The sequence below is a fragment of the Testudinibacter sp. P80/BLE/0925 genome, assembly GCF_053570785.1.
On record NZ_CM131636.1, the window covers coordinates 275,645 to 299,414 of the forward strand.

22 protein-coding genes are annotated in these 23,770 nt (G+C 48.0%); 4 read left to right on the forward strand and 18 right to left on the reverse strand.

Going from position 1 to position 23,770, the window contains the following annotated elements; genetic code table 11:
* Positions 1 to 23 precede the first annotated feature (23 nt).
* The 18 genes from rseP to rppH all read right to left on the reverse strand — a co-directional run bounded on the left by rseP (position 24) and on the right by rppH (position 20,118).
* On the reverse strand, positions 24 to 1,376 hold the full coding sequence (gene rseP, locus ACWA5Z_RS01310) for a sigma E protease regulator RseP (protein WP_431053541.1): 1,353 nt from the start codon (positions 1,374 to 1,376) through the stop codon (positions 24 to 26).
* Between the two features lie 12 nt (positions 1,377 to 1,388).
* Positions 1,389 to 2,258 (reverse strand): phosphatidate cytidylyltransferase, encoded by an 870-nt coding sequence (locus tag ACWA5Z_RS01315; RefSeq protein WP_431053542.1) that lies wholly within the window; start codon positions 2,256 to 2,258, stop codon positions 1,389 to 1,391.
* Between the two features lie 36 nt (positions 2,259 to 2,294).
* Positions 2,295 to 3,023: a polyprenyl diphosphate synthase gene (uppS, locus tag ACWA5Z_RS01320; protein WP_431053543.1), complete on the reverse strand. Its 729-nt coding sequence runs from the start codon at positions 3,021 to 3,023 to the stop codon at positions 2,295 to 2,297.
* A gap of 85 nt (positions 3,024 to 3,108) precedes the next feature.
* Complete coding sequence (ispC, locus tag ACWA5Z_RS01325; RefSeq protein WP_431053544.1) at positions 3,109 to 4,305, reverse strand: 1-deoxy-D-xylulose-5-phosphate reductoisomerase; 1,197 nt, start codon at positions 4,303 to 4,305, stop codon at positions 3,109 to 3,111.
* Between the two features lie 384 nt (positions 4,306 to 4,689).
* A complete protein-coding gene (gene frr / locus ACWA5Z_RS01330; protein ID WP_431053545.1) occupies positions 4,690 to 5,247 on the reverse strand; it encodes a ribosome recycling factor in 558 nt (185 codons plus the stop codon).
* A 67-nt stretch (positions 5,248 to 5,314) separates the two neighbouring features.
* The gene (gene pyrH / locus ACWA5Z_RS01335; protein ID WP_431053546.1) at positions 5,315 to 6,040 is read right to left on the reverse strand and encodes a UMP kinase; all 726 of its coding nucleotides are present in this window, start codon (positions 6,038 to 6,040) and stop codon (positions 5,315 to 5,317) included.
* A 121-nt stretch (positions 6,041 to 6,161) separates the two neighbouring features.
* Positions 6,162 to 7,010, reverse strand: a complete 849-nt coding sequence (gene tsf / locus ACWA5Z_RS01340; RefSeq protein ID WP_431053547.1) for a translation elongation factor Ts — start codon at positions 7,008 to 7,010, stop codon at positions 6,162 to 6,164.
* Between the two features lie 135 nt (positions 7,011 to 7,145).
* On the reverse strand, positions 7,146 to 7,895 hold the full coding sequence (gene rpsB, locus ACWA5Z_RS01345) for a 30S ribosomal protein S2 (protein WP_431053548.1): 750 nt from the start codon (positions 7,893 to 7,895) through the stop codon (positions 7,146 to 7,148).
* A gap of 360 nt (positions 7,896 to 8,255) precedes the next feature.
* On the reverse strand, positions 8,256 to 10,145 hold the full coding sequence (locus tag ACWA5Z_RS01350; RefSeq protein ID WP_431053549.1) for a SurA N-terminal domain-containing protein: 1,890 nt from the start codon (positions 10,143 to 10,145) through the stop codon (positions 8,256 to 8,258).
* Positions 10,146 to 10,308: 163 nt separating this feature from the next.
* Complete coding sequence (gene lon / locus ACWA5Z_RS01355; RefSeq protein ID WP_431053550.1) at positions 10,309 to 12,735, reverse strand: endopeptidase La; 2,427 nt, start codon at positions 12,733 to 12,735, stop codon at positions 10,309 to 10,311.
* A gap of 161 nt (positions 12,736 to 12,896) precedes the next feature.
* Complete coding sequence (gene clpX / locus ACWA5Z_RS01360) at positions 12,897 to 14,150, reverse strand: ATP-dependent protease ATP-binding subunit ClpX (RefSeq protein WP_431053551.1); 1,254 nt, start codon at positions 14,148 to 14,150, stop codon at positions 12,897 to 12,899.
* A 12-nt stretch (positions 14,151 to 14,162) separates the two neighbouring features.
* A complete protein-coding gene (gene clpP, locus ACWA5Z_RS01365) occupies positions 14,163 to 14,747 on the reverse strand; it encodes an ATP-dependent Clp endopeptidase proteolytic subunit ClpP (protein WP_431053552.1) in 585 nt (194 codons plus the stop codon).
* Between the two features lie 149 nt (positions 14,748 to 14,896).
* Positions 14,897 to 16,198: a trigger factor gene (tig, locus tag ACWA5Z_RS01370; protein WP_431053553.1), complete on the reverse strand. Its 1,302-nt coding sequence runs from the start codon at positions 16,196 to 16,198 to the stop codon at positions 14,897 to 14,899.
* A 226-nt stretch (positions 16,199 to 16,424) separates the two neighbouring features.
* Positions 16,425 to 16,868 carry a peptidoglycan-binding protein LysM gene (gene lysM, locus ACWA5Z_RS01375; RefSeq protein ID WP_431053554.1) on the reverse strand — a complete coding sequence of 148 codons (444 nt, stop codon included), beginning with the start codon at positions 16,866 to 16,868 and terminating at the stop codon, positions 16,425 to 16,427.
* A 122-nt stretch (positions 16,869 to 16,990) separates the two neighbouring features.
* The gene (locus tag ACWA5Z_RS01380; RefSeq protein WP_431053555.1) at positions 16,991 to 17,842 is read right to left on the reverse strand and encodes a thymidylate synthase; all 852 of its coding nucleotides are present in this window, start codon (positions 17,840 to 17,842) and stop codon (positions 16,991 to 16,993) included.
* 12 nt (positions 17,843 to 17,854) lie between these two features.
* Positions 17,855 to 18,661: a prolipoprotein diacylglyceryl transferase gene (gene lgt / locus ACWA5Z_RS01385; protein ID WP_431053556.1), complete on the reverse strand. Its 807-nt coding sequence runs from the start codon at positions 18,659 to 18,661 to the stop codon at positions 17,855 to 17,857.
* 3 nt (positions 18,662 to 18,664) lie between these two features.
* Positions 18,665 to 19,456, reverse strand: a complete 792-nt coding sequence (locus ACWA5Z_RS01390) for a sulfite exporter TauE/SafE family protein (protein ID WP_431053557.1) — start codon at positions 19,454 to 19,456, stop codon at positions 18,665 to 18,667.
* Complete coding sequence (gene rppH, locus ACWA5Z_RS01395) at positions 19,453 to 20,118, reverse strand: RNA pyrophosphohydrolase (protein ID WP_431054265.1); 666 nt, start codon at positions 20,116 to 20,118, stop codon at positions 19,453 to 19,455. The genes ACWA5Z_RS01390 and rppH overlap by 4 nt, the downstream gene beginning before the upstream one ends.
* A 178-nt stretch (positions 20,119 to 20,296) precedes the next feature.
* Here rppH and ACWA5Z_RS01400 point away from each other — a divergent pair, with 178 nt between their 5' ends.
* The 4 genes from ACWA5Z_RS01400 (at position 20,297) to cpxA (ending at position 23,756) form a co-directional block, all read left to right on the forward strand.
* Positions 20,297 to 20,623: a hypothetical protein gene (locus ACWA5Z_RS01400; RefSeq protein WP_431053558.1), complete on the forward strand. Its 327-nt coding sequence runs from the start codon at positions 20,297 to 20,299 to the stop codon at positions 20,621 to 20,623.
* A 146-nt stretch (positions 20,624 to 20,769) separates the two neighbouring features.
* Positions 20,770 to 21,459, forward strand: coding sequence for a DNA mismatch repair endonuclease MutH (gene mutH, locus ACWA5Z_RS01405; protein ID WP_431053559.1), 690 nt, complete (start codon positions 20,770 to 20,772; stop codon positions 21,457 to 21,459).
* Positions 21,460 to 21,541: 82 nt separating this feature from the next.
* The gene (gene cpxR / locus ACWA5Z_RS01410; RefSeq protein ID WP_431053560.1) at positions 21,542 to 22,255 is read left to right on the forward strand and encodes an envelope stress response regulator transcription factor CpxR; all 714 of its coding nucleotides are present in this window, start codon (positions 21,542 to 21,544) and stop codon (positions 22,253 to 22,255) included.
* 64 nt (positions 22,256 to 22,319) lie between these two features.
* On the forward strand, positions 22,320 to 23,756 hold the full coding sequence (gene cpxA, locus ACWA5Z_RS01415) for an envelope stress sensor histidine kinase CpxA (protein WP_431053561.1): 1,437 nt from the start codon (positions 22,320 to 22,322) through the stop codon (positions 23,754 to 23,756).
* Positions 23,757 to 23,770: the final 14 nt, after the last annotated feature.

A 23,770-nucleotide genomic window follows, 5' to 3' on the forward strand; every position in this document is an offset into this window, starting at 1 on the left:
CCTGTTCAATAAGCTCTGTAAAATTAAATAAAACGTATAATATCATTAAAGACCGCAAAAAGCGTCAACGCCAACAGTAGTGCGGCGCCGATTCGGAAAAACGAATCTATGACCCGATCACTCAGCGGACGGCCGCGCACCGCTTCAGCCGCCAAAAACAGCAGACGCCCGCCGTCCAACACCGGCAACGGAAACAAATTCATAATCCCGAGGTTTACGCTAATCAATGCCATAAAACCGAGGTAATAAACCAAACCGCTGTCCAGCGAAATCCCCGCGCCTTGCGCAATCGAAATCGGACCGCCGATATTGCTCAACGAAATATCGCCGCTGAGTAATTTGCCTAAAAGCTTAATCAGCACCGTGCTTAATTCTAACGTTTTTTCAAATCCTTGTTGCAAGGCGGTTAGAATATCATATTTTAATTCGGTGCGGTACTCTTGCGGCAACGGCTCAAAAGTCGGCGAGAAACCGATCACGGCACGACCTTCTTTATTTGCCCTCGGAGTAATAGACAACAAAATCGGCGCTTGGTTTGGTGCCCGTTCAATTAAAAATTCAAGTGGGCGTGCTAAACTGCTTTGGATTAAAGCAACCAATTCGCGCCAAGCGATTTCCTGTCCGTTAACCTGTAAAATCTGATCGCCGACTTGCAAACCCGCCAACTGCGCCGGTGAGTTTTCACTGACTTTCGAGACGATCAGCTTCACTTCGCCGCTTTTCGGCACGATGCCAAGTGCGGTAAAGGCGGTTTGCTGCTGCGGTTCGTATTGCCATGCGGTTAAATCCAGGCGTTTCTGTTGTGCCGCCTGCTGCGGTTGCCCAAATTCGGCAACACGTAATTCGACCGCACTTGTGCCGACTTTGGTGGTCAGCAACATATTGACATTCGTCCAGTCCTGCACCGCTTTGCCGTCCACTGCCAAGATTTGCATATTTGGCGCTAAACCGGCTTTAGCTGCTATCGAATCCGGCTCGACATAACCGATCACCGGCTTGACTGTCGGCACGCCAACCAAATAGATCACCCAATAGACGGCAATGGCAAACAAGAAATTCGCCAGTGGCCCGGCAGCGATCACAAACGCCCGCTGCGCCACTGATTTGCTGCCGTAATCTTGCGCGCTCAATTGCGGCGGCACATCGTCGGCCTTGCTGTCGAGCATTTTGACATAACCGCCGAGCGGAATCAGCGAAAAAGCAAATTCCGTACCGTGCTTATCGGTTTTACTCCACAGCACTTTGCCGAAACCGATAGAAAAACGCAACACCTTGATTCCGCACTTACGCGCCGCCCAAAAATGCCCGTACTCATGCACAAACACCAAGACGCTGATCGCAATCAAAAACGCAAACAGATACCACAATGATGTCATCAAGACTTTTCCTTATAGACAAAAATAAAACAGCGCACAGAAAAACGGCAGTGCCGCGGTCAGGCTGTCAATCCGATCGAGCACACCGCCATGCCCCGGAATCAGCTGGCTGCTGTCTTTGATTCCGGCTTGGCGTTTAAACATGCTTTCGGTTAAATCGCCCAAAATCGAGACCGCCACCGTGCCGAATGAGATCGCCAATAACAGCGGCAACGAAAGTTCACGTAGCACAAAATCCGCCGGTGACAATTGCACAAACAGCACCCCGACCACAAGTGCGGTCAACACGCCGCCAATCGCTCCCTGCCAGGTTTTGCCCGGCGAGACTTTCGGCGCAAGTTTATGTTTGCCAAAGGCTTTGCCGCAAAAATAGGCACCGGTATCGGTGCTCCACACCAACACTAAAACATACAGCAACAGCAATAAGCCTTCATACGGATTTTGGTTATAATGGTACAAACGCAAAGCCAACAGCGCCAGTAAGAACGGCATTAGCGTGAAAAAGCCGAAAATCAGCTGTAACAAACGCGGTTTCTGCCAATATTGGCTGGCGTTGGGATAGCTGACAACGAGGAGAAATGCCACCGCCCACCAGACTAACGCAGCGAGCAACAACCATGCGGTATTGGCGGTTAAAATAATCCCGGCATTAATTTGGTAGCGGGCGGAAAAAATCACCACAAACAAACCGCAAGCAGCAAGTGCGGTAATCAGCCAACGCCAGATGTCATTATTATGTTTGGCAAATTGACACCATTCCCACACACCCAACACCACAATCGCCGCGACGGTTAAGGCAAAGGCATAAGGGGAAAACCATAACAAGGCGACCATCACCAATGCCAATAAAATGACTGCCGATAAAATACGCTGTTTCAACACGCAAATATCCTCTTTTTCTGTTCTATTGTTTCTTAATCAACTGCCGCCAAAGCGCCGCTCACGCTGTTGAAAGGCGTTCAAGGCTTTGGCAAATTCCGCTTCGTCAAAATCCGGCCACAACACCGGGGTAAAATACAGTTCGGCATACGCCGCCTGCCAGAGTAAGAAATTACTGATTCGCTGTTCGCCACTGGTGCGGATCAACAAATCGACCGGCGACTGCTGCGCCGTCACCAACTGTTGCTCAAATACACTCGGCGTAATCTGTTCCGGTTGCAATTGACCGCACTTGACCTGTTGCGCCAACGCTTGTGCCGCTTGCACAATATCCCACTGCCCGCCGTAATTGGCGGCGATATTCAAAATCATACCGCTGTTATCGGCTGTCAATGCTTGCGCTTCGGCAATTTTTTTCCGTAACGACGCACCGAATTGGCTGACATCGCCCAAAATCTGCAACTTGATGTTATTTTTATGCAGCTTGCCGACTTCCCGTTTCAACGCCAACATAAACAGCTCCATCAAACCATTGACTTCGCTTTGCGGTCTGTTCCAATTTTCGCTGCTGAACGCATATAACGTCAGTGATTGAATGCCTTGCCGCGCGGCAAAAGAGACGCTTTTGCGCACCGCCTTAACCCCGTTTCTATGCCCGACCAGGCGCAATTTGCCCTTTTCTTTCGCCCAACGTCCGTTGCCGTCCATAATAATGGCAACGTGTTTTGGCAAATTAGCCGACTGTACTGAGTTTGGCGTTTCGTTCATGTTGTTATCTGTCAATGATCCGCTAAAAATAGCTCGTTAAAAATAATCGACTCACTATATCACAAGCCGGAAATAACTAAAAAAGTTAAATCAATTCCCGAACCAACTGTTGTGCCGAGCGACGCGCCTGACGATCGATGTCAAACACATCCTCTATCTGTTTGATTGCGGAAGCCGGAAATTGTTCCACCGTTTGCCGATTAACACGCTCGATCTCGCTAAAACGGATTTTCCCTTGCAAAAATGCCGCAACCGCAATTTCGTTGGCGGCATTCATCGCAGTGGTGGCATATTGTCCGGCGGCAAAGCCGTCGATTGCCAGTTTTAAGTTGGGATAACGCTGATAATCCGGCTCGATAAAGGTTAATTCTTTGATTTTAAAGAAATCTAACGGCGCAACGCCGGCAAAAGTGCGGTCAGGATACGCCATGCTGTGTGCAATCGGGGTGCGCATATCGGGGTTGCCCATTTGAGCCAGCACACTGCCGTCGCGGTAACGCACCATCGAATGAATAATCGACTGCGGATGGATAATAATTTCCATCTGCTCGGCGGAAGCGTTAAACAACCAACGGGCTTCGATATATTCCAAGCCTTTGTTCATCATGGTGGCGGAGTCGACCGAAATTTTATGCCCCATCGACCAATTCGGGTGCGCCACCGCTTGCGCCGGCGTGATCGCGGCAAAATCGGCAAGTGCGGTATGGCGAAACGGCCCGCCCGAACCGGTCAGAATAATGCGATCAATACCGCTTGCGTGCAATCGGCAATGCCCGATCCGTTGCTGTTCAATCTGTGGCAAGGCTTGGAAAATGGCGTTATGTTCGCTATCGACCGGCAATAAGGTTGCGCCTGATTTCGCCACTTCATCAATAAACAGTTGTCCGCAGGTGACCAACGATTCTTTATTCGCCAGCAACACGCGCTTGCCGGCTTGAATTGCCGCCAAAGTCGAACGCAATCCTGCCGCACCGACAATCGCCGCCATCACGCTGTCCACCTCAGGGTGTGCCGCAATTTCACAAATCGCCTGCTCGCCGCTCAACACTTCTGTTTTGACCGCACTTTCGCTTAACCACTGTTTAAGCTGCTTCGCCGCGGCGTTATCCGCCATCACGGCAAAGTGCGGTTGAAATTCATGGCATTGCCGTGCCATCAGCTCGGCATTGCGCCCGCCAACCAACGCAAACGCGCGGTATTTTTCAGGATTGTGTTCAATCACCGACAACGTGCTTTTACCGATCGAACCGGTCGAACCAAGAATCACAATATTTTGTTGCATAGATCACCGTATTGAATTAAATAGTCGCAGTCTAATCATATCGATTAGTTGCTGAAAACGTTGCATTTATTTTCCCCTTCTGAGCTGCCCGAGCGTGTGTGAAATTTGTAGGGAAATTTTTTTGTTTGAGCGAAGCGAGTCTGCCCGCAACGCGGGCGAATTAAAAATTTTCCGTTAAGCAAATTCACACTAAGCGAGGATTAGCAGCACAATAGGGGCGTGTTTCTTTTGCTTATCTTTTCTTTGCACGAGCAAAGAAAAGTAAGTCGCCATCGGCGAAATACGATAGCAAAATACCATCGTTTGAGAAATAGCCAAAACCAAAAGTGCGGTTATCAAGCCTATGACAACCGCACTTTGATGAAAATTAAGCCTTAAACCGAATTAAAATTCCATCAGCTCTTTTTCTTTTTCTGCCAACGCCTCATCGACTTTCTTCACATAGGCATCGGTCAGTTTTTGAATTACGTCCTGTGCTTTGCGCTCATCATCTTCGCTGATCTCTTTGTCTTTCAACAACGCCTTAATTTGATCATTGGCATCGCGGCGAATATTACGCACCGCCACTTTCGCCTGCTCGGCTTCACCGCGCACGATTTTGGTCAAATCACGACGGCGTTCTTCGGTCAATGGCGGCAACGGCACGCGAATAGTCGTACCTGCGGAAGACGGATTCAAACCTAAATCCGAAGTCAGAATCGCTTTCTCCACCGCTTGAATCAAAGAGCGGTCAAACACGCTCACCGCTAAGGTGCGCGCATCTTCCGCCACCACGTTGGCAAGCTGGCGCAACGGCGTGGCCGAACCGTAGTATTCCACCTGAATGCCGTCTAACAGGCTCGGGTGCGCACGTCCGGTTCTGATTTTGGAAATTTGGCTCTTGAAGGCTTCAATGCTTTTTTCCATGCGTTGTTCGGCATCTTGTTTAATTTCGTTAATCACGCTGTTTTCCTTTCTTTTTTATCAATGTTCCGTAAACGGCTATTTTTAACCTATTCTGCCCGACAAATCAAGATTCGTGGCAAATTAACGTGCCTTCCGGCTCGCCTAGAATCACGCGTTTTAACGCGCCCGGTTTATTCATATTGAACACGCGGATCGGCATATTGTGATCCCGTGCGAGGGTGAACGCCGCCAAATCCATCACTTGCAACTCTTTTTCCAACACGTCTTGATAGCTCAAAGTGCGGTATAAATTGGCATCGGGATTTTTTGCCGGATCACAATCATACACACCGTCCACCTTGGTCGCTTTCAGCACCGCATCCGCTTCGATTTCAATCCCACGCAAACAAGCGGCGGAATCGGTGGTAAAAAACGGATTGCCGGTACCGGCGGAGAAAATCACCACCTGCCCTTGGTTTAACAAGCGGATCGCCTGTGCCCAGCTATAGGTATCACACACGCCGTTCAACGGGAATGCCGACATCAGCTTGGCATTGATATCGGCACGGTGCAGCGAATCACGCATTGCCAAACCGTTCATCACCGTCGCCAACATCCCCATATGGTCGCCGACCACACGGTTCATACCGGCTTTTGCCAGTTTTGCGCCACGGAATAAGTTACCGCCACCGATAACTAAAGCAACTTGTACATCTAACTCAACCAGCTCTTTGATTTCCAACGCCATGCGATCTAACACCGACGCATCAATTCCGAAGCCTTCGTCACCTTGCAGGGCTTCACCGCTTAATTTTAATAACACACGTTTATATGCCGGTTGCTTGCTCATTTTCTGTTCCTCGCTGTGTTTAAAATGCTGATGAAATTATCGTATTGTACAATAATTTAATAACCATTTTTGACTGAATAACATTCATTAAAAAGGCGAGTTACCTCGCCTTTTCGATTGATTATACTTTTTGCATCGCTGCGACTTCAGCAGCAAAGTCGGTTTCGACTTTCTCGATTCCTTCACCCACTTCAAAACGGATAAAGCCGGAAACGTCAGCACCTTTTTCTTTCAACAATTCGCCGACAGATTTAGACGGATCCATCACAAACGGTTGACCGGTCAGAGAAACTTCGCCGGTGAATTTCTTCATACGACCTTCGACCATTTTTTCTGCGATTTCACGCGGTTTACCGGATTCCATGGCGATAGCCACTTGGATTTCGCGCTCTTTAGCCACAACGTCGGCAGATACATCTTCCGGTTTCACGAATTCAGGACGGCTTGCCGCAACGTGCATTGCGATTTGTTTAACCAATTCTTCGTTTGCGTTAGTTGCCGCAACCAATACGCCGATTTTCGCACCGTGCAAGTAAGAACCAACCACATCGCCGCCGATGGCAGCCACACGGCGGATATTCATGTTCTCACCGATTTTCGCAACCAGTGTCGCGCGCTCTTCTTCAAATTGCGCTTTCAACACGTCGACATCGGTGATTTTGCCAGCCAATGCAGCGTCGGCAACTTTATTTGCCAATGCCAAGAAACCGGCATCTTTGGCAACGAAGTCCGTTTCGCAGTTCATTTCAACCAACACACCGTAACCGCCGTCGACACGCGCCAAGATAACGCCTTCCGCCGCGACACGACCGGCTTTTTTCGCCGCTTTCGCCTGACCGGATTTACGCATGTTATCGATTGCTAATTCGATGTCGCCATTGGTTTCAACCAAGGCTTTTTTACATTCCATCATACCTGCGCCGGTACGCTCACGCAGTTCTTTTACCAATGCCGCTGTAATATCAGCCATTTTTTAATCCTCTTGTCCGTGCAACCTATTGTAAAACAAGCGCACTTTGAATAAAAAAGCAGGGAACATAAAGCCCCCTGCTAACCAATTAATTTGTGTGGTTAATAAGGGCAAACAGCCTTATTACCGATAACATTATTCAGCTGCTGCTTCTACGGCTGCTTCCGCTTCGACAAAGCTTTCTTCTGTTACGGTTGGGTTAGACTGCGCACGACCTTCGTTGACCGCCGCCGCTGCCGCGCTCAAGTATAATTGAATCGCACGCGCCGCATCATCGTTACCCGGGATAATGTAATCCACGCCATCCGGGTTAGTGTTGGTATCCACAACCGCAAATACCGGAATACCCAAGTTGTTGGCTTCTTTGATTGCAATGTGTTCGTGATCGGCAGCGATAACAAAAATCGCATCCGGCAAACCGGACATATTTTTGATTCCGCCTAAACTTAATTCCAGTTTTTCCATTTCACGCGCACGCATTAACGCTTCTTTTTTGGTTAATTTTTCAAAAGTGCCGTCTTGAGATTGCGCTTCCAAATCTTTTAAACGTTTGATTGACTGACGAACGGTTTTCCAGTTAGTCAGCATACCACCTAACCAGCGGTGGTTTACAAAGTATTGGTTACAGCTTAATGCCGCTTCTTTTACCGCTTCAGTTGCCGCACGTTTGGTACCGACAAACAATACTTTACCGTTGTTGCCCGCAATGCGAGTCAACTCAACCAAGGCTTCGTTGAACATCGGAACGGTTTTTTCCAAGTTGATGATATGAACGCCGTTGCGTGGTCCGAAAATGTAAGATTTCATTTTTGGATTCCAGTAACGGGTTTGGTGACCGAAATGTACGCCTGCTTGCAGCATATCGCGCATTGAAACTTGTGCCATAATAATTCCTTATATAATTGGGGTTTAGCCTCCACATATCCTGTCGCATCGACCGTTTGGCACCCCGACTGACAGTGTATGATATGTGTGTGAAGTCTTAGTTAATCATAATGCCATTCCGACTGTTCGGAATAACGGCGCATTTTATACCATAATCAACCGGAAATTACCAGTGAATTAGCGCAACAATGCGCAAGTCTGTTGGAAAAAATCCCCGTTAACAAGCGGGAATTCAGGCTGATAACAAAGTCTCTTTCTCGAATAATTTCCCTCCCTCCGCACGCGGAGGGAGAGAAGTAAGTTTGTCAGCAACATCAATCCCCACTAAAAAGCGGGGATTGATGTTGTAAAGTGCGGTTTTTAAAACTGATCGCGCTGTTGGATAAAGTCCTGATTGATATCAATGTCGGCTTGGTTGCGCAATGATTGAATCAAACTGTTGTAGGTTTGCAGCTGTTTGGCTTGTAAATAACTTGCCGCTAACGCACGTTGTTGATTGTTTTCCGCCACACCGTCGCTGACTTTGACTAACTCCGCCAGATAGACATCGCCTTTGCCGTCCTGCACCGCTTTATACGTCGCTTTGCCGTCGGCGGTTGTCATCGAGAAAATGCCCTCGCGTAATTGCGGATCTTGCATTGAAGCATAGACAACGGTTTCCGCATTGCTTGCCAAACTGATACCGTTCGGCAAACTCACATTTTGTTTGTTTTCCGCTTGGTTGAATTGTTCCGCCAAGGCTTTCACTTGCGTTAACAACACATTTTCGGCTTTTTGCCGTTTCAGCAAGGTTTCAATATCGGCTTTAGCTTCTTCCAAGGTTTTAGTACCTGCGGCTTTATGATCGATCACACGTATAATCACCGAATGCTGATCGCCGACATTGATCGCTTCCGAATTCATGCCCCCTTGCAATAAATCGGTATCGAAAATGTTGTACACCACATTGGAGAAGTTAAGTGCGGTCGGCACGTCTTGACGCGAAAAATAATCGGTCTGCTGCGCTTTCTTGCCGACCGCACTTTCCACATCTACCAACGAAGATTGGTTCTCAAACGCTTTTTCCGCCGCTTGTTTTTCCAAACGGAAGAACGCGCTCGAAGTCAGTTCATTGCGGATGGTATCCACAATTTGACTTTTCACTTGTTCCAGCGGCAAGGTTTCGCCTTGGCGCCGCTCTAACACTTTAATCAAATGGTAAGCGCCATCGACATTAACCGGCTGGCTCACATTGCCAATCTCGGTGGCATACGCCGCTTGTTCGAACGCTTCCGGGAATGAACCGTCATTTGCCCAACTCAGATCGCCGCCATTGACCGCCGATAATTTATCCTGCGAATACTGTTTTGCCAAATCGGCGAAATCCGCACCGTTTTGCAATTGCCGTGCCAGATCTTGCGCCAAGGCTTGATCGGCAACTTGGATATGCGCCAAATGTTGGCTTCCGCGTCCGCTAAACTGGGCTTTATTGTCTTGGTAATATTGCGCCACTTCGACGTCGCCGACGTGAATATTTTTTTCCACGTCAGGGCGCGCGATGTCGATATATTCCACTTTCACCAACTCCGGCACCATAAATGCCGCTTTGTTGGCATTATAATACTGTTCAATCTCTTGCTCGCTAACCTGTTGTTTTGCCGCTTCCGTCGCCAGAGGAAAAGCGGTTAACCGCACTTCACGTTGTTGGAAGATTTGTTTAATCATTTGATTCAGCTGTTCTTCGCTCAAGGTTTCCGAACCTAATATACCGTTTTGCAACTGTTGCATCGCAATGGTCGCACGCAAGGTTTGCGCATAATAGTCAGAACTAATGCGGTTAAAATGCAAGAAGTTTTGATAGGTTTCGTTGTCGAATTTGCCGTCTTTTTGGAAGTTCGGACTGCTGACAATCGCACGCTTGATCTGTTCATCGCTGACCGCTAAACCGAGTGATTGCAAATATTGTCCCAACAGGGCTTCATCGATCAAGCCGTTGAGCACATCCCGTCTGAAATTAGTTTCAAATTCCGGCGAATCCATCAACAAGGCAAATTGCGAGCCCATCTCTTGGCTGAATTGGCTGTTTTGTTGCTGATAGGCATTTTGAAAGGTTTGCTGGCTAATTTCTTCGCCGTTTACCGTTGCCGCCGCGTTATTCACCGTCGAACCTAAATAAGTGCCCACGCCGCCCAGCACAAACGAAATCGCAATTAAACCGAAAATGATTTTCCATAACCAGCCGCCTACGCCGCCGCTCAGTTTTTCCATCATAATGTATTTTCCTGTCGCTAAACTTAAAATATTGCCGAATTATAGGCGAAAGCCCGCCGTTATGCACGTATAGATTATCTCCGTACGCGGCTTTTCATCCATTTGACATAAAAAATAAAAAGCCAAAAACTGACAGAATTTGGCTTTTCGGATATTAAACGGATTAATTCACGATTTGTGACGGTTGCGGCTTGCCGCCGCGTTTTTTACCGGCAACCACCGCTTTTTTGACTTCTGCCACCGCCGGAGTCACCAACTGAATGCCTTCCGCCGGATTTTGCAACGCCAACGATAAAACCTCATCGATGGTTTCGACTGCGCGAATATCCAAATCCGCTTTGGCATTTTGCGGAATCTCTTCCAGATCTTTGACGTTATCTTTTGGAATCAGCACCAATTTAATGCCGCCGCGATGTGCCGCCAGCAGTTTTTCTTTCAAACCGCCAATCGGCAACACCTTGCCGCGCAGGGTGATTTCCCCGGTCATTGCCACATCGGCGCGCACCGGATTACCGGTCAGGCTGGAGACAAGTGCGGTACACATTGCAATCCCCGCGCTCGGTCCATCTTTCGGTGTGGCACCTTCCGGCACATGGATATGAATATCGCGTTTTTCATGGAACTCGGAATTGATACCTAAACGTTCCGCTCTTGAACGCACCACCGTCATCGCGGCTTGAATTGATTCTTTCATGACATCGCCCAATGAACCGGTATAGCTCAATTTACCTTTGCCGGCGACGGAAGCCGCTTCAATCGTCAGCAGATCGCCGCCCACTTCGGTCCACGCCAAACCGGTGACTTCGCCCACACGATTTTCCGTATCGGCCCTGCCGTATTCAAAACGCTTCACCCCTAAATACTCATGCAGATTGTCGGCATTCACCACCAATGATTTCAGCGTTTTGTCCAATAACAGATTTTTCACCGCACGGCGGCAAATTTTGGAAATTTCCCGTTCTAGTGAGCGCACGCCCGCTTCACGGGTATAAAAGCGGATAATGCCGAGAATCGCGCTGTCCTCAATGCTCAATTCGCCTTTCTTCAAACCGTTGCGTTCCATTTGTTTGGCAACCAAATGGCGGGTGGCAATATTGAGTTTTTCGTCTTCGGTGTAACCCGACAAGCGAATCACTTCCATCCGATCCAACAACGGCGCCGGAATATTCATTGAGTTTGAAGTGGCAACGAACATCACGTCGGACAAATCATAATCCACTTCCAAATAGTGATCGCTAAACGTGGTATTTTGTTCCGGATCTAACACTTCCAACAACGCCGACGCCGGATCGCCACGCATATCCGCCGCCATTTTGTCGATTTCATCCAACAAAAACAGCGGGTTTTTCACCCCGACTTTACACATTTTCTGGATCAGTTTGCCCGGCAATGAGCCGATATAGGTTTTACGATGTCCGCGAATTTCCGCTTCATCACGCACCCCGCCCAACGCCATGCGCACGTATTTACGCCCGGTCGCATTGGCAATAGACTGTCCGAGTGAGGTTTTCCCCACGCCCGGCGGGCCGACCAAACACAAAATCGGACCTTTGACTTGATTTAAACGGCTTTGTACCGCCAGGTATTCCAAGATCCGCTCTTTCACGCGTTCTAAGCCGTAATGATCGGAATCCAACACCTTTTGCGCGCGCGCCAAATCTTTTTTTACCTTGCTGCGTTTATGCCACGGCACTTGCACCAACCATTCGACATAACTGCGCACCACGGTGGCTTCCGCCGACATCGGCGACATCATGCGCAATTTCTGTAATTCGGCTTCGGCTTTCTCGCGCACTTCAATCGGCATTCTGGCTTCTTCGACTTTCAAGCGTAATTGTTCGATTTCATCGTTATGATTGTCTTGTTCACCCAGCTCTTTCTGAATGGCCTTAATCTGTTCATTCAAATAGTAATCGCGTTGGCTTTTTTCCATTTGTTTTTTAACGCGACCACGAATCCGTTTTTCCACCTGCAAAATATCCAATTCGCTTTGCATGGTGCCAATCAGCAACTCGAAACGTTCAACCACATTGTATTTTTCCAACAATTTCTGTTTGTTTTCCAAGGCAATCGGCATATGCGCCGACATGGTATCGCTCAAACGCTCGGAGTCATCAATGCCGCGTAGGGCGCTCACCACTTCCGGCTGGACTTTTTTATTCAATTGCACATAGGAATCAAACTCTTCCAACGCACTGTTTTGAATCACTTCCAATTCCTGCTCATCGCCGCTCACACTGTCGATAATCTCAATATCCGCCATCAGCAGCCCGTCATCATGAAATTGGAGGATTTTCGCCCGTTTTTGCCCTTCCACCAGCACTTTTACCGTACCGTCCGGCAATTTCAGCAATTGAATAATATTTGCCAGTGTCCCGACGGAATAAACATCGTCGTAGCTCGGATCCTCTTGTTCCGCTTGCTTTTGCGCCACCAGCAACAACTGTTTGCCGCTTTCCATCGCTTTTTCCAAACTACGGATGGATTTTTCCCGTCCCACAAATAACGGCATCACCATAAACGGAAACACCACTACGTCACGCAGCGGCAACACCGGGATATGGGTTTGTATGGTTTGTTCTGCACGCATTCTTTATCTCTCTTGTTGCTAAAATGGGAATTAACGGACTCTATATTGGGTTATTCGGCGGAAATCTCAAGGATTATTTACCCTTTTGATCAAAATTTCTCAGCTAAAATAAAAGTGCGGTTTTCCGTTGGAGTAGAAAACCGCACTTGCTTCAACCGCTGCTAACTGGCTTGTTCCAGCCGATACTCCAGTTTCGGCGGCTGTTGTTTGGCAATAACATCCTCATCAATCAGCACTTTTTGCAGGTTATGCAATGACGGCAGATCATACATCGTATCCAGCAACACCGCTTCCACAATCGAACGTAAACCACGGGCGCCGGTTTTGCGTTTCATGGCTTTTTTCGCCATTGCCACCAACGCGCCCTGAGTGAATTCCAGATCGACATCTTCCAGTTGGAACAGCGCCTGATATTGCTTGGTCAGCGCATTTTTCGGTTCGGTCAGAATTTTAATCAAGGCTTCTTCATCCAGTTCGCTCAGGGCGGCAACCACCGGTAAGCGCCCGATAAATTCAGGAATCAAGCCGAATTTAATCAAATCCTCCGGTTCCACCTGTTTCAACAATTCGCTGATCCCGGCTTTGTCTTTTTCGCCTTTCACTTCGGCGCCGAAACCGATACCGCTCTTCACATTGTTACGTTGATCGACCACTTTATCCAAGCCGGCAAATGCGCCGCCGCAGATAAACAGGATTTTCGAGGTATCGACGCGCAAAAATTCCTGTTGCGGGTGCTTTCTGCCTCCTTGCGGCGGAATCGAGGCAGTGGTGCCTTCAATCAGTTTGAGCAACGCCTGCTGTACGCCTTCGCCGGATACATCGCGGGTGATTGACGGATTATCCGATTTGCGGCTGATTTTGTCGATTTCATCGATATAAACAATGCCGCGCTCGGCTTGCTCGACTTTATAATCGCAGCGTTGCAGCAATTTTTGAATGATATTCTCCACATCTTCGCCGACGTAACCGGCTTCGGTCAAGGTGGTGGCGTCCGCCATCGCAAACGGCACATTCAGCATTCTTGCCAACGTTTCCGCCAACAAGGTTTTTCCGCTGCCGGTCGGACCGATTAACAGAATGTTGCTTTTGCCCAGCTCGACATCGCTTTTGATGTCGCTGCGTAAGCGTTTATAGTGGTTATATACCGCCACCGCCAACACTTTTTTGGCATGATCCTGCCCGATCACGTAATCGTCCAGATGTTTGCGGATTTCGTGCGGGGTCGGCAGCTTGTCTTGCAGCGGCTCAACCGCACTTTCAGCGGCAGCGTTTTCTTGCTCGTCTTTTTCCAGCAAATGGTAGCAATCTTCGATACATTCATTGCAAATGTAGCCGGCAACGCCGGCGATCAGTTTTTCCACTTCGTGCTGTTCTTTGCCGCAAAAAGAGCAATGATGTTGTTTCTCGTTCGACATAATGTTATCCAATTAAATGCGTTGCGTTAATACTTCGTCCACCAAGCCGTAATTTTTGGCTTCTTGTGCCGACATAAAATTATCCCGCTCGGTATCGCGTTCAATTTTATCCAACGGTTGTCCGGTATGCTGTGCCAGACGCTGATTCAGAGTGTCGCGGATTTTCAAAATTTCTTGTGCGTGGATCTGAATATCCGACGCCTGTCCGCGATAACCGCCCAACGGTTGGTGGATCATCACCCGCGAATGCGGCAGGGCAAAACGTTTGCCGGCGGTACCGCCCGCCAATAAAAACGCGCCCATCGAACAGGCTTGTCCGATACACAGGGTGCGCACGTCCGGTTTGATAAACTGCATGGTGTCGTAAATCGCCAATCCGGCGGTCACGACTCCGCCCGGTGAATTGATGTACAGATTAATGTCTTTTTCCGGATCGACCGACTCCAAATACAGCAACTGGGCGACAATCAGGTTTGCCATATTGTCTTCCACCTGCCCGCTTAAAAAAATAATCCGTTCTTTTAACAAACGCGAGTAAATGTCATAGGCTCTTTCGCCGCGTGATGTTTGATCCACCACCATAGGGACTAAACTCATTTTTTCCTCTACTTAAAAATTGACACAGAATTTTGTCATTCTACCGAAAAATCACCTAAAAAACAGGCTAATCCCGATTTTTAACCGACCGAAAAACAAAAAGTGCGGTCATAAACCGCACTTTGACAATCAAAACAACAACTTGCCGATTAAGCTTGTTGTGGGTTCATGATTTCGTCGAAAGAAGCCGATTTTTCACTCACTTGTGCTTTCGCCAATACCGCGTCAACCGCTTGTTCTTCCAAGACCACATTGCGCAAGTTGTTCATCAACTCTTTGTTGTTGCGGTAATATTCGATCACTTCCGCCGGTTGCTCGTAAGCGGCGGCGATGTCTTCGATCATCGCTTGCACGCGCGCGTCGTCCACTTTCAATTCGTTAGACGCAATCACTTCGGCAAACAATAAACCGACTTGTACGCGGCGGCGGGCTTGATCTTCGAAAATTTCACGTGGCAATTGGAAATCTTTCGGGGCTTGACCGCCGAAACGTTGTACCGCTTGTTGTTGCAACACTTCGATTTCTTGATCCACTGCCGCAGCCGGAACATCAATGCTATTGTTCGCCAACAAACCGTCGATCACTTGGTTTTTCACGCGAGTGGTCAAGGCATTGTTCAATTCACGCTGCATATTTTTGCTGATTTCAGCGCGCAAATCAGCAACGGTTTTGTTTTTAGCACCGAATTTCCGTACGAACTCTTCGGTTACTTCCGGCAATTCCATCTCTTCCACTTTTTTCAAGTTGATGTCGAATTTTGCCGCTTTACCTTTCAGATTTTCCGCATGATAATCTTCCGGGAAGGTTACATCAATGCTGAACGTTTCGCCCGCGCTGTGCCCAACGATACCGTCTTCGAAGCCCGGGATCATACGGCCTTGTCCCATTAACAATACGAAATCCGCCGCTTTGCCGCCTTCAAACGCTTCGCCGTCAACCGAACCGTCGAAATCGATGGTCACGCGATCATCGGCTTTGGCCGCAACCGCACTTTCTTTCCAAGTCGCTTGTTGTTTACGCAACACGTCAACCATCTTATCGATATCGGCGTCGCTGATTTCCACAACCGGTTTTTCAACTTGAATATTTTCCAAACCTTGCAATTGTACTTCCGGATAGACTTCAAACGTTGCGCTGAATTTAAAATCCTGACCTAATTCGTATTGTTCCGGCATAAATGTCGGACGACCGGCAAAATTGATTTTATCCTGCATGACCGCATCAAAGAAGCTGCGCTGCATTGCGTCGCTCAAGACATCTTGACGCACAGAAGCACCGAAACGTTTTTCAATGATCGCCGGCGGAATTTTACCTTTACGGAACCCGTCGATACGGGCATTTTTGGCTACGCTTTTTAATTCTTCACGAACGTTTTGCTCGATAGTTTCAGCCGGAACGGTAATCGTGATACGGCGCTCAAGACCTTGGGTCGTTTCTACGGAAAATTGCATTTTTTACCTCAAAAAATCAGATATTCTCGGCGCCGCTGATCTCAATCGTATGAACAATCAACACCGAACTTAAAAAATAGACAGGGGATTATACCCAGTCTGACCGAATCAGTCGAGTTATAAGCGCAGAAAACGGGATAATTGGCGAATTTTTAAACCGCACTTAGGTTATTTCATCGGCGTGCAAACAAAAAATCCGATTCATGGCGAATCGGATTTTGAAAAATTACAATCCTTTCGGAATACGGATTTTTTGTCCCGGGAAGATTTTATCCGCGTCTTTGATCACTTCTTTGTTGGCTTCGACGATTTTAGTGTATTTCGCGCCGTTGCCGTAGGCTTTTTCGGCGATTTTCCATAACGTATCGCCTTTTTCAATCACATAAAACTCCTCATCGGCAGCCAAACGTTCGCCGCTGGCAATGGTGACGCCTTCCGCTTCCACTTTGGTAATGCCGGCGATATTGCCCGCCATTAAAATCGCCTTTTCCAAGGCCGAGGCGTCTTTTGCCGTGCCTGCGATTTTCGCCACGCCGTTTTCAACCGTCACCGCCACGTTTTCCACGCCCGGGTTATCTTCATTAATGTGTTGCGTAACCGCACTTGACGCTTCTTCTTCCTTGCCGAAAATTTTCTTACCGATGTTGCCGACAAAATCAAATAATCCCATGTGATGTCCTTACTAAGTAGTTGATTAATTAACGGCTTCCAAGGAAGCCGAACGTAGTTCCTTTGCTATTATCCGATCAGTTTTACCTTAAATCAAATAAAATGCCATTTCCTTAATGAGGATTAAACCGAAAACGGATATTGAATCGGCGGATGCGACTGATAGCCCGTCACCTTGAAATCCTCCATCGTGACCCAGGTTTCCAAATCTTGCAGGGTTTTAATCGCCGGATTAATCTCCAACTGCGGCAGCGGCAGCGGCTCGCGCTGCAATTGCACCGTTTTCATCAGTTCCAGTTGATCTTCATAAATATGCGCATTGACGATTTTGTGATACGCCTGCCCTGCTTGTTTGCCGGTAATCTGCGCCATCAGCGCCAAAAAAGTGTAAACCTGAATTTGGTTGAAATTCAAGCCGAGCGGCACATCGCACGAACGTTGGTAACTGGTGAGATACAGCCTGTCATCTAAGAGCGAAAAGGTATGGGTGTGCATACACGGGCGCAGGCAGCCCAGCTCAATTTCGCCCGGATTGTAGAAGGTGATAATTTCGCCGCGATCATCAATCCCGTCGGATAAGTGATCCACCACTTTGCGCAGCTGATCCAAATGCGAACCGTCCGGTTTGCGCCAGCTTCTGCCTTGTACGCCGTAAACCCGCCCCATATCGTCCGTACCTTTACGGTGCGGGCTATTGAGCCAAACTTGATTGTCGTTGGCATTGGCGTCCCAGGTTTTGGTGCCGAGCTTACGGAAATCGGCGGCGTTGTCATAGCCACGGATATACCCCAGAAATTCGGCAATCGCCGCTTTCCAATAACTTTTGCGCGTGGTGATCAACGGAAATTGGTTATTCGCAACATCATAAGTCAAATCGGCATTAATCACGGTTAAGCAGCGCTTACCGGTGCGTTCATTGCCGACCCAAACCCCGTGATCGACGATCCGTTGGCATAAATCCAAATACTGACGCATATTTTTTCTCCTCTAAACCGCACTTTTCGCGGCGGCACGCCGATAAGCCCAAACCACAATCAACAGCCCGATCAACATCATCGGCGTTGATAAAATTTGCCCCATCGAAATTTGCTGTCCTAAAAACAGTCCGAGATGTTCGTCCGGCTCGCGGAAGAATTCGACGATAAAACGGAACAAGCCGTAGAAAAACAGGAACAGTCCTGCCACCGAACCCGCCGGACGCGGTTTTTGGATAAACCAATTCAGAATAAAAAACAGTACCACGCCTTCTAACAAGGCTTCGTACAATTGCGACGGATGGCGTGGCAAATAGCCGCCGGACGGAAACAGCACCGCCCAAGAAACATCGGTCACTCTGCCCCACAATTCATCATTGATAAAATTGCCGATACGCCCCATGCCCAAGCCGAACGGAATCAACGGCGCAACAAAATCCGCAGTTTGCCAAAAAGAGCGTTTTTGTAAACGAGAGGTGATCACCATCGCCACAATCACGCCGATTAAACCGCCGTGAAACGACATGCCGCCGTCTAAAATACGGAATAAATACAGGGGATCTTGCACAAAGCGCTCGAATTGATAAAACAACACATAGCCAATCCGCCCGCCTAAAAACACCCCGAGGAAACCGTTAAACAGCAGCGAATCAACCTGATCCACCGTCCAACCGCTGTTTGCCCGGCGTGCGCGCCGCACCGCCAGCCAACGCGCAAACACAAAGCCGATCAGATACATCAAACCGTACCAACGCAAGGCGAGCGGACCGATACTGAAAATCACCGGATCAATTTGGGGAAAGACAATATATGAACTCATCGTTTAACCTATAAACATTTTAACTGCCACCAAGCACAACCAAAGGGCGAACGCTTTTTTCAAGGTCGGCACCGGCAAGGTGGTGGTGAGCGTCGCACCGAATTTTGACGTAAAAAAGGATACCGTGGTGATCAACAGCACTGCCGGCAGATAAACATAACCTAAGGAATAAGGCGGAAGCCCTTCAACGCCCCAGCCGCTCACCGCAAAACTGATCATGCCAGACATGCCTAACAGCATACCGCAAAAAGAAGACGTGCCAATCGCCTGTTTCATCTCCAAACCGCGCGCATTTAAAAACGGCACGATAAACGCCCCGCCGGCAATACCGGCAAAGCTGGATACGGTTCCAATCAAAACACCACCGATAATGCCGTTTTTCGCATTCAACGGCTTATTACCGGTTTGGTGTTTGATCGACAATAACATTTTGATCGCCAGATACAATACCATGACCGCAAACATTTTACTGGTCACCGATTTCGGCAGATAACTGACGAACAAACCGGCAATAAAAACCGAAATCATCAATGCCGGAATCAGATATTTGGCTGCCTGCCAATGCACGTTTCCCAGTTTGTGGTGGCGCTGTGCCGAAGAAAATGCGGTGATGACAATCGTGGCAAAGGACGTTCCTAACGCCACATTCATCAGCAGCGCCTCAGGAATGCCGATTTGAGGAAGTAAATATACCAGCACCGGCACAATCACCAAGCCCCCGCCAATGCCGAATAAACCGGCAAGAAAACCCGCCAAGGCACCGGTTAACAAACAACAAATAATAAAAAACGTCATCTTTTTTCTCCCCTCGCTTCCCCTTTCGGCACCGCTATTTTTTTATCATGGTTTTTGCGCTCGTATTCTTTGCGTTGATAACGCGGACTCTTTCGATAGCGGGTGTGATTATTGTGCCGTTCGCGCTCGTGCTCGCTTTTGTTGGATTCTCGCGGTTTTGCGCTGCCGCTCACACTGCTTTTGGGTTGTTGAAACAACGCTGTCGGTGCGAATTCTTTCATTACTTTACGATAAACTTCGCGTTTAAAGGAAATGACTTGTCTGACGGGATACCAATAGCTGACCCAACGCCAACCGTCGAATTCCGGAGTCGGCGTCGCCTGCATATTGATATTTTTTTCATCGCCGATCAGTTTTAATAAAAACCAGCGCTGTTTTTGCCCGATACAAACCGGGTTGCTATCGTTGCGCACCAAGCGTTTCGGCAACTTATAGCGCAACCAGCCTTTGGATAAGGAGAGGATTTTGACATCCTGTCGGCTTAAACCGACCTCTTCGTACAACTCACGGTACATGGCTTGTTCCGGTGTTTCGCCCGCATTGATTCCACCCTGTGGAAACTGCCACGAGTTCTGTCCGCACCGTTTCGCCCACAACACCTGCCCTTGTTGATTACAGATAATAATTCCTACATTCGGGCGGTAACCATCGCAATCGATCACTATCGATCCTCTTACATCATCTTGAAAAGTCTGAAATGGGATTGATTGTTTCATAATATCGCCGGTGATACAACCATAACCGTATTTGGCAAACCGCACTTTGCATTTCATCTGTCTCCGAGGCGCGCGCACGCCGCTATTTTCCGATAAAAACCGCTCCGTCTGTGGATAACTCTGTGTGCAATCATGGGAAGAAATGTTGCTTGTCCATCAGGATCGCTACGGCAACTGCGCTCCAATACTGACGATCGCCGATCGTTCGCCGGATCCGCCTTCCGCCGGCGGTTTTTCAAGCTTTCAGCCCAAACCGTCCTGTGAGATGTTGATAAAAAAATCAGTTATGATCCAGTTTGTGAACAATTTATTTCCGTCGTTAACAAAAAGTGCGGTTTGTTCACAACCTGCGAGTTATTCAGTTTTTCTGTGGATAAATTTGTGGCTGAATCAGGAATTAAACGGGATAAACACAGACCGCACTTTCGCTTTATTCTTTTTTATCTTTTAAATCAAAAAGATAAAAATATCCCGCAGCAATTCCCGCCGGCGGTTTCAGCGCTAAAACACCACCGGCGATTTTTTAAGCAGGATTATTTGAGTCCATCGCCGCTTACCGTTACAATACTAACCTTTGGCAGCGAAGGTAGTGACGACATGAGCATAACGGAAGCGTGTAATCCCCCACAATCGGAACAGCAACTGCTACAGGCAGCATTGCGTTTGGCGGGTTTGACTTTTGCCGACATTGCCGCAGAGCAGGATTTACCGGTGCCGGAAAATTTAAAACGCAATAAGGGCTGGGTCGGGATGTTGATCGAAACCGCACTTGGCGCACAAGCGGGCAGTAAAGCCGAACAGGATTTTGCCGAGTTGGGGATTGAGTTGAAAACCATTCCGATCAACCGTCAGGGCTATCCGTTAGAAACCACCTTTGTCAGTCTGGCGCCGCTCACGCAAAACAGCGGGGTGGTTTGGCACAACAGCCATGTACGGCATAAGCTGCAAAAAGTGTTGTGGATACCCGTCGAAGGCGAACGCGCGATTCCGTTAGCCGAACGGCGGGTCGGGCAACCGATTCTATGGCAGCCCAGCGCCGAACAAGAAGCCCGTTTGGCGCGTGATTGGGAAGAATTGATGGATTTGATCGTGTTAGGGCACATTCACCGCATTAATGCGTCGATCGGTGAAGTGTTGCAATTGCGTCCGAAAGGGGCAACTAAACGAGACTTAACCTCAGCTCATGGACGGCAAGGGCAACCAATTAAGGCATTACCGTTAGGATTTTACTTAAGGAAGAGCTTTACTGCGGAAATTTTGCATAAATTTTGTTTTTCCTCAAATTAATGCGATGAACTTTCATGTATCTTACCTGTCTTAGGTAAACTACTCTAAATAACTTATAATGATAAATTAAGGAAACCATTTCATGTCCAAAATACTCCTTGTTGATGACGATGTTGAACTCACTGAGCTGTTGGCTGAAGTACTAAAAATCGAGGGATTCGAAGTTGAGCAAGCCTATAATGGCGAAGAAGCGCTCAAGCTGCTTAATTTCAGCCATGATATTATCTTATTAGATATTATGATGCCGGTACTCAACGGCATCGAAACATTAAAACAAATCAGAAAAAATTTCTCGACCCCGGTATTAATGCTGACTGCGCGCGGTGACGATATTGATCGCGTGCTGGGGTTAGAATTGGGCGCAGACGATTATTTGGCGAAACCGTTTAATGATCGCGAGTTGGTTGCGCGAATCAAAGCGATTTTGCGCCGCACCCAGAACCAATCCAACGCCTTGGGCTCAATCGTCAATGCCGACAAAGAAGATAACAGGCAATTGGATTTCGGCGGCATTACCTTACATCCGGGCAGACAGCAAGCGCTGTATAACGATCGCGATTTGGATCTGACCGGCACCGAATTTGCCTTGTTGCAAATTTTAGTGAAAAATCCGGGACAAATTTTATCACGCGAATTGCTGAGTTTGGAAATTTTAGGCAAGCGCCTAACGCCGTTTGACCGCGCAATTGATATGCATATCTCCAATTTGCGGAAAAAACTGCCGGAACGTGCCGATAACCTGCCATGGTTCAAAACATTACGTGGCAGAGGTTATCTGTTGGTCACCGAAAAATAGTGAATCCGCAGGCAACAAGTGATAGAGTGCGGTTTGTACTCTATCACTTGTTTCCAAGCTATTTATGATGAAAATATTGCGTAAGTTTATCCGCCTTCTAAATTCAATTAATGTACAAATTTTCTTTTTATTTTGGTTAATTTGGTTGGCTTTTTTCGTATTGATGGGATTCGCCTTCTTTATTCCCACCATGGATGCGCGCAATTACAGCGAACTTTCCGCGGATGAAGTCAACAATTATCAATTCGAAGTCATCAAACTGATCAAAAGCAACATTCTGCACGATCTGCAATACCAAGAAAAAAAACTCACAAACGATCATTTTGATATTACGCTGCTGCCACGCAAACCGGTGCTCGTTAACCCGAATGACTATAACAAAATCATCGGTTATCTGGATTACAATGAAAGCAGCCAGTTATATCAATTTGTCAACCGCTCCAATAATCCGCTGGTTCCGCAAAAACGCCGTTTTTATAATCTCGACATTGTCGGACCGTTTATTTCGCCTTATCCGTTTACCGACAGCGAACCCTATCTGCTCTATTTCCTCGAATCGGTGGATCCGCAGCGGGAATTCGCCAATTTCTTCTTTGACCATCCGCTAATTATGCTGTTTTTGCTGATGGCAACCAGTACCCCGTTGCTGCTCGGTTTGATATTCAGTCTGACGCAACCGATCAAAGAGTTACGCAGTGCCGCCAATGCCATTTCCACCGGGGATCTTGCGGTCAGACCGATTCTGGAAAAACAAGGCTCGTTAGAATTGCGCGAAGTAGGCAAAAGCTTTAACCACATGGTCACCTCGCTGGAAGATATGATCAGTTCACAGCAACGGCTGTTGCTTGACGTTTCACACGAATTGCGCACCCCGCTGACCCGCTTACAACTGGCTGCGTCCCTATTGCGCCGCCGTCAGGGAGACAGTAATGAATTAGCCCGAATCGGCACGGAAACCGAACGAATGGAAAAAATGCTGAACCAACTATTATCGTTGTCACGCCAGCATATGAATTCGCATATTAAGCATGAAGTTTTCAGTTTACCGTTTATTTGGGAAGAAGTGGTTGACGACGCCAAATTTGAAAGCCGTGAACGCAATTTCGACTTTAGCTTTCAGCAGAATATCCCGAATCCGGAAAATTATTTTATCAATGGTAACGAAGACGCCCTTGCCAGCGCCTTGGAAAATATTATTCGTAACGCCTTTAAATATGCGCATAATCAAGTCCGACTGAGTTGTAATATCATTGATGGGGAACAACTGGAAATTATCGTCGATGATAACGGCGAAGGGGTGGCGGAACACGAATACCAACAGATTTTCCGCCCGTTTTACCGCACCGACCAAGCCCGTGCCCGCACGACCGGCGGCACCGGATTAGGCTTATCGATCGTCGCCAATTCGGTGGAACGGCACAAAGGCACGGTCACCGCAAGCAAAAGCCCGCTCGGCGGGTTGCGCGTCACCATTCGGTTACCGCTTTGGTTTGAATCTTAGCCATATTTATCCGA

Bases quoted from the DNA above. Each gene is read 5' to 3' on its own strand.
- rseP (WP_431053541.1), bottom strand. From the start codon at position 1,376: ATGACATCATTGTGGTATCTGTTTGCGTTTTTGATTGCGATCAGCGTC.
- uppS (WP_431053543.1), bottom strand. From the start codon at position 3,023: ATGAACGAAACGCCAAACTCAGTACAGTCGGCTAATTTGCCAAAACAC.
- ispC (WP_431053544.1), bottom strand. From the start codon at position 4,305: ATGCAACAAAATATTGTGATTCTTGGTTCGACCGGTTCGATCGGTAAA.
- pyrH (WP_431053546.1), bottom strand. From the start codon at position 6,040: ATGAGCAAGCAACCGGCATATAAACGTGTGTTATTAAAATTAAGCGGT.
- tsf (WP_431053547.1), bottom strand. From the start codon at position 7,010: ATGGCTGATATTACAGCGGCATTGGTAAAAGAACTGCGTGAGCGTACC.
- rpsB (WP_431053548.1), bottom strand. From the start codon at position 7,895: ATGGCACAAGTTTCAATGCGCGATATGCTGCAAGCAGGCGTACATTTC.
- ACWA5Z_RS01350 (WP_431053549.1), bottom strand. From the start codon at position 10,145: ATGATGGAAAAACTGAGCGGCGGCGTAGGCGGCTGGTTATGGAAAATC.
- lon (WP_431053550.1), bottom strand. From the start codon at position 12,735: ATGCGTGCAGAACAAACCATACAAACCCATATCCCGGTGTTGCCGCTG.
- clpX (WP_431053551.1), bottom strand. From the start codon at position 14,150: ATGTCGAACGAGAAACAACATCATTGCTCTTTTTGCGGCAAAGAACAG.
- clpP (WP_431053552.1), bottom strand. From the start codon at position 14,747: ATGAGTTTAGTCCCTATGGTGGTGGATCAAACATCACGCGGCGAAAGA.
- tig (WP_431053553.1), bottom strand. From the start codon at position 16,198: ATGCAATTTTCCGTAGAAACGACCCAAGGTCTTGAGCGCCGTATCACG.
- lysM (WP_431053554.1), bottom strand. From the start codon at position 16,868: ATGGGATTATTTGATTTTGTCGGCAACATCGGTAAGAAAATTTTCGGC.
- ACWA5Z_RS01380 (WP_431053555.1), bottom strand. From the start codon at position 17,842: ATGCGTCAGTATTTGGATTTATGCCAACGGATCGTCGATCACGGGGTT.
- lgt (WP_431053556.1), bottom strand. From the start codon at position 18,661: ATGAGTTCATATATTGTCTTTCCCCAAATTGATCCGGTGATTTTCAGT.
- ACWA5Z_RS01390 (WP_431053557.1), bottom strand. From the start codon at position 19,456: ATGACGTTTTTTATTATTTGTTGTTTGTTAACCGGTGCCTTGGCGGGT.
- mutH (WP_431053559.1), top strand. From the start codon at position 20,770: ATGAGCATAACGGAAGCGTGTAATCCCCCACAATCGGAACAGCAACTG.
- cpxR (WP_431053560.1), top strand. From the start codon at position 21,542: ATGTCCAAAATACTCCTTGTTGATGACGATGTTGAACTCACTGAGCTG.
- cpxA (WP_431053561.1), top strand. From the start codon at position 22,320: ATGATGAAAATATTGCGTAAGTTTATCCGCCTTCTAAATTCAATTAAT.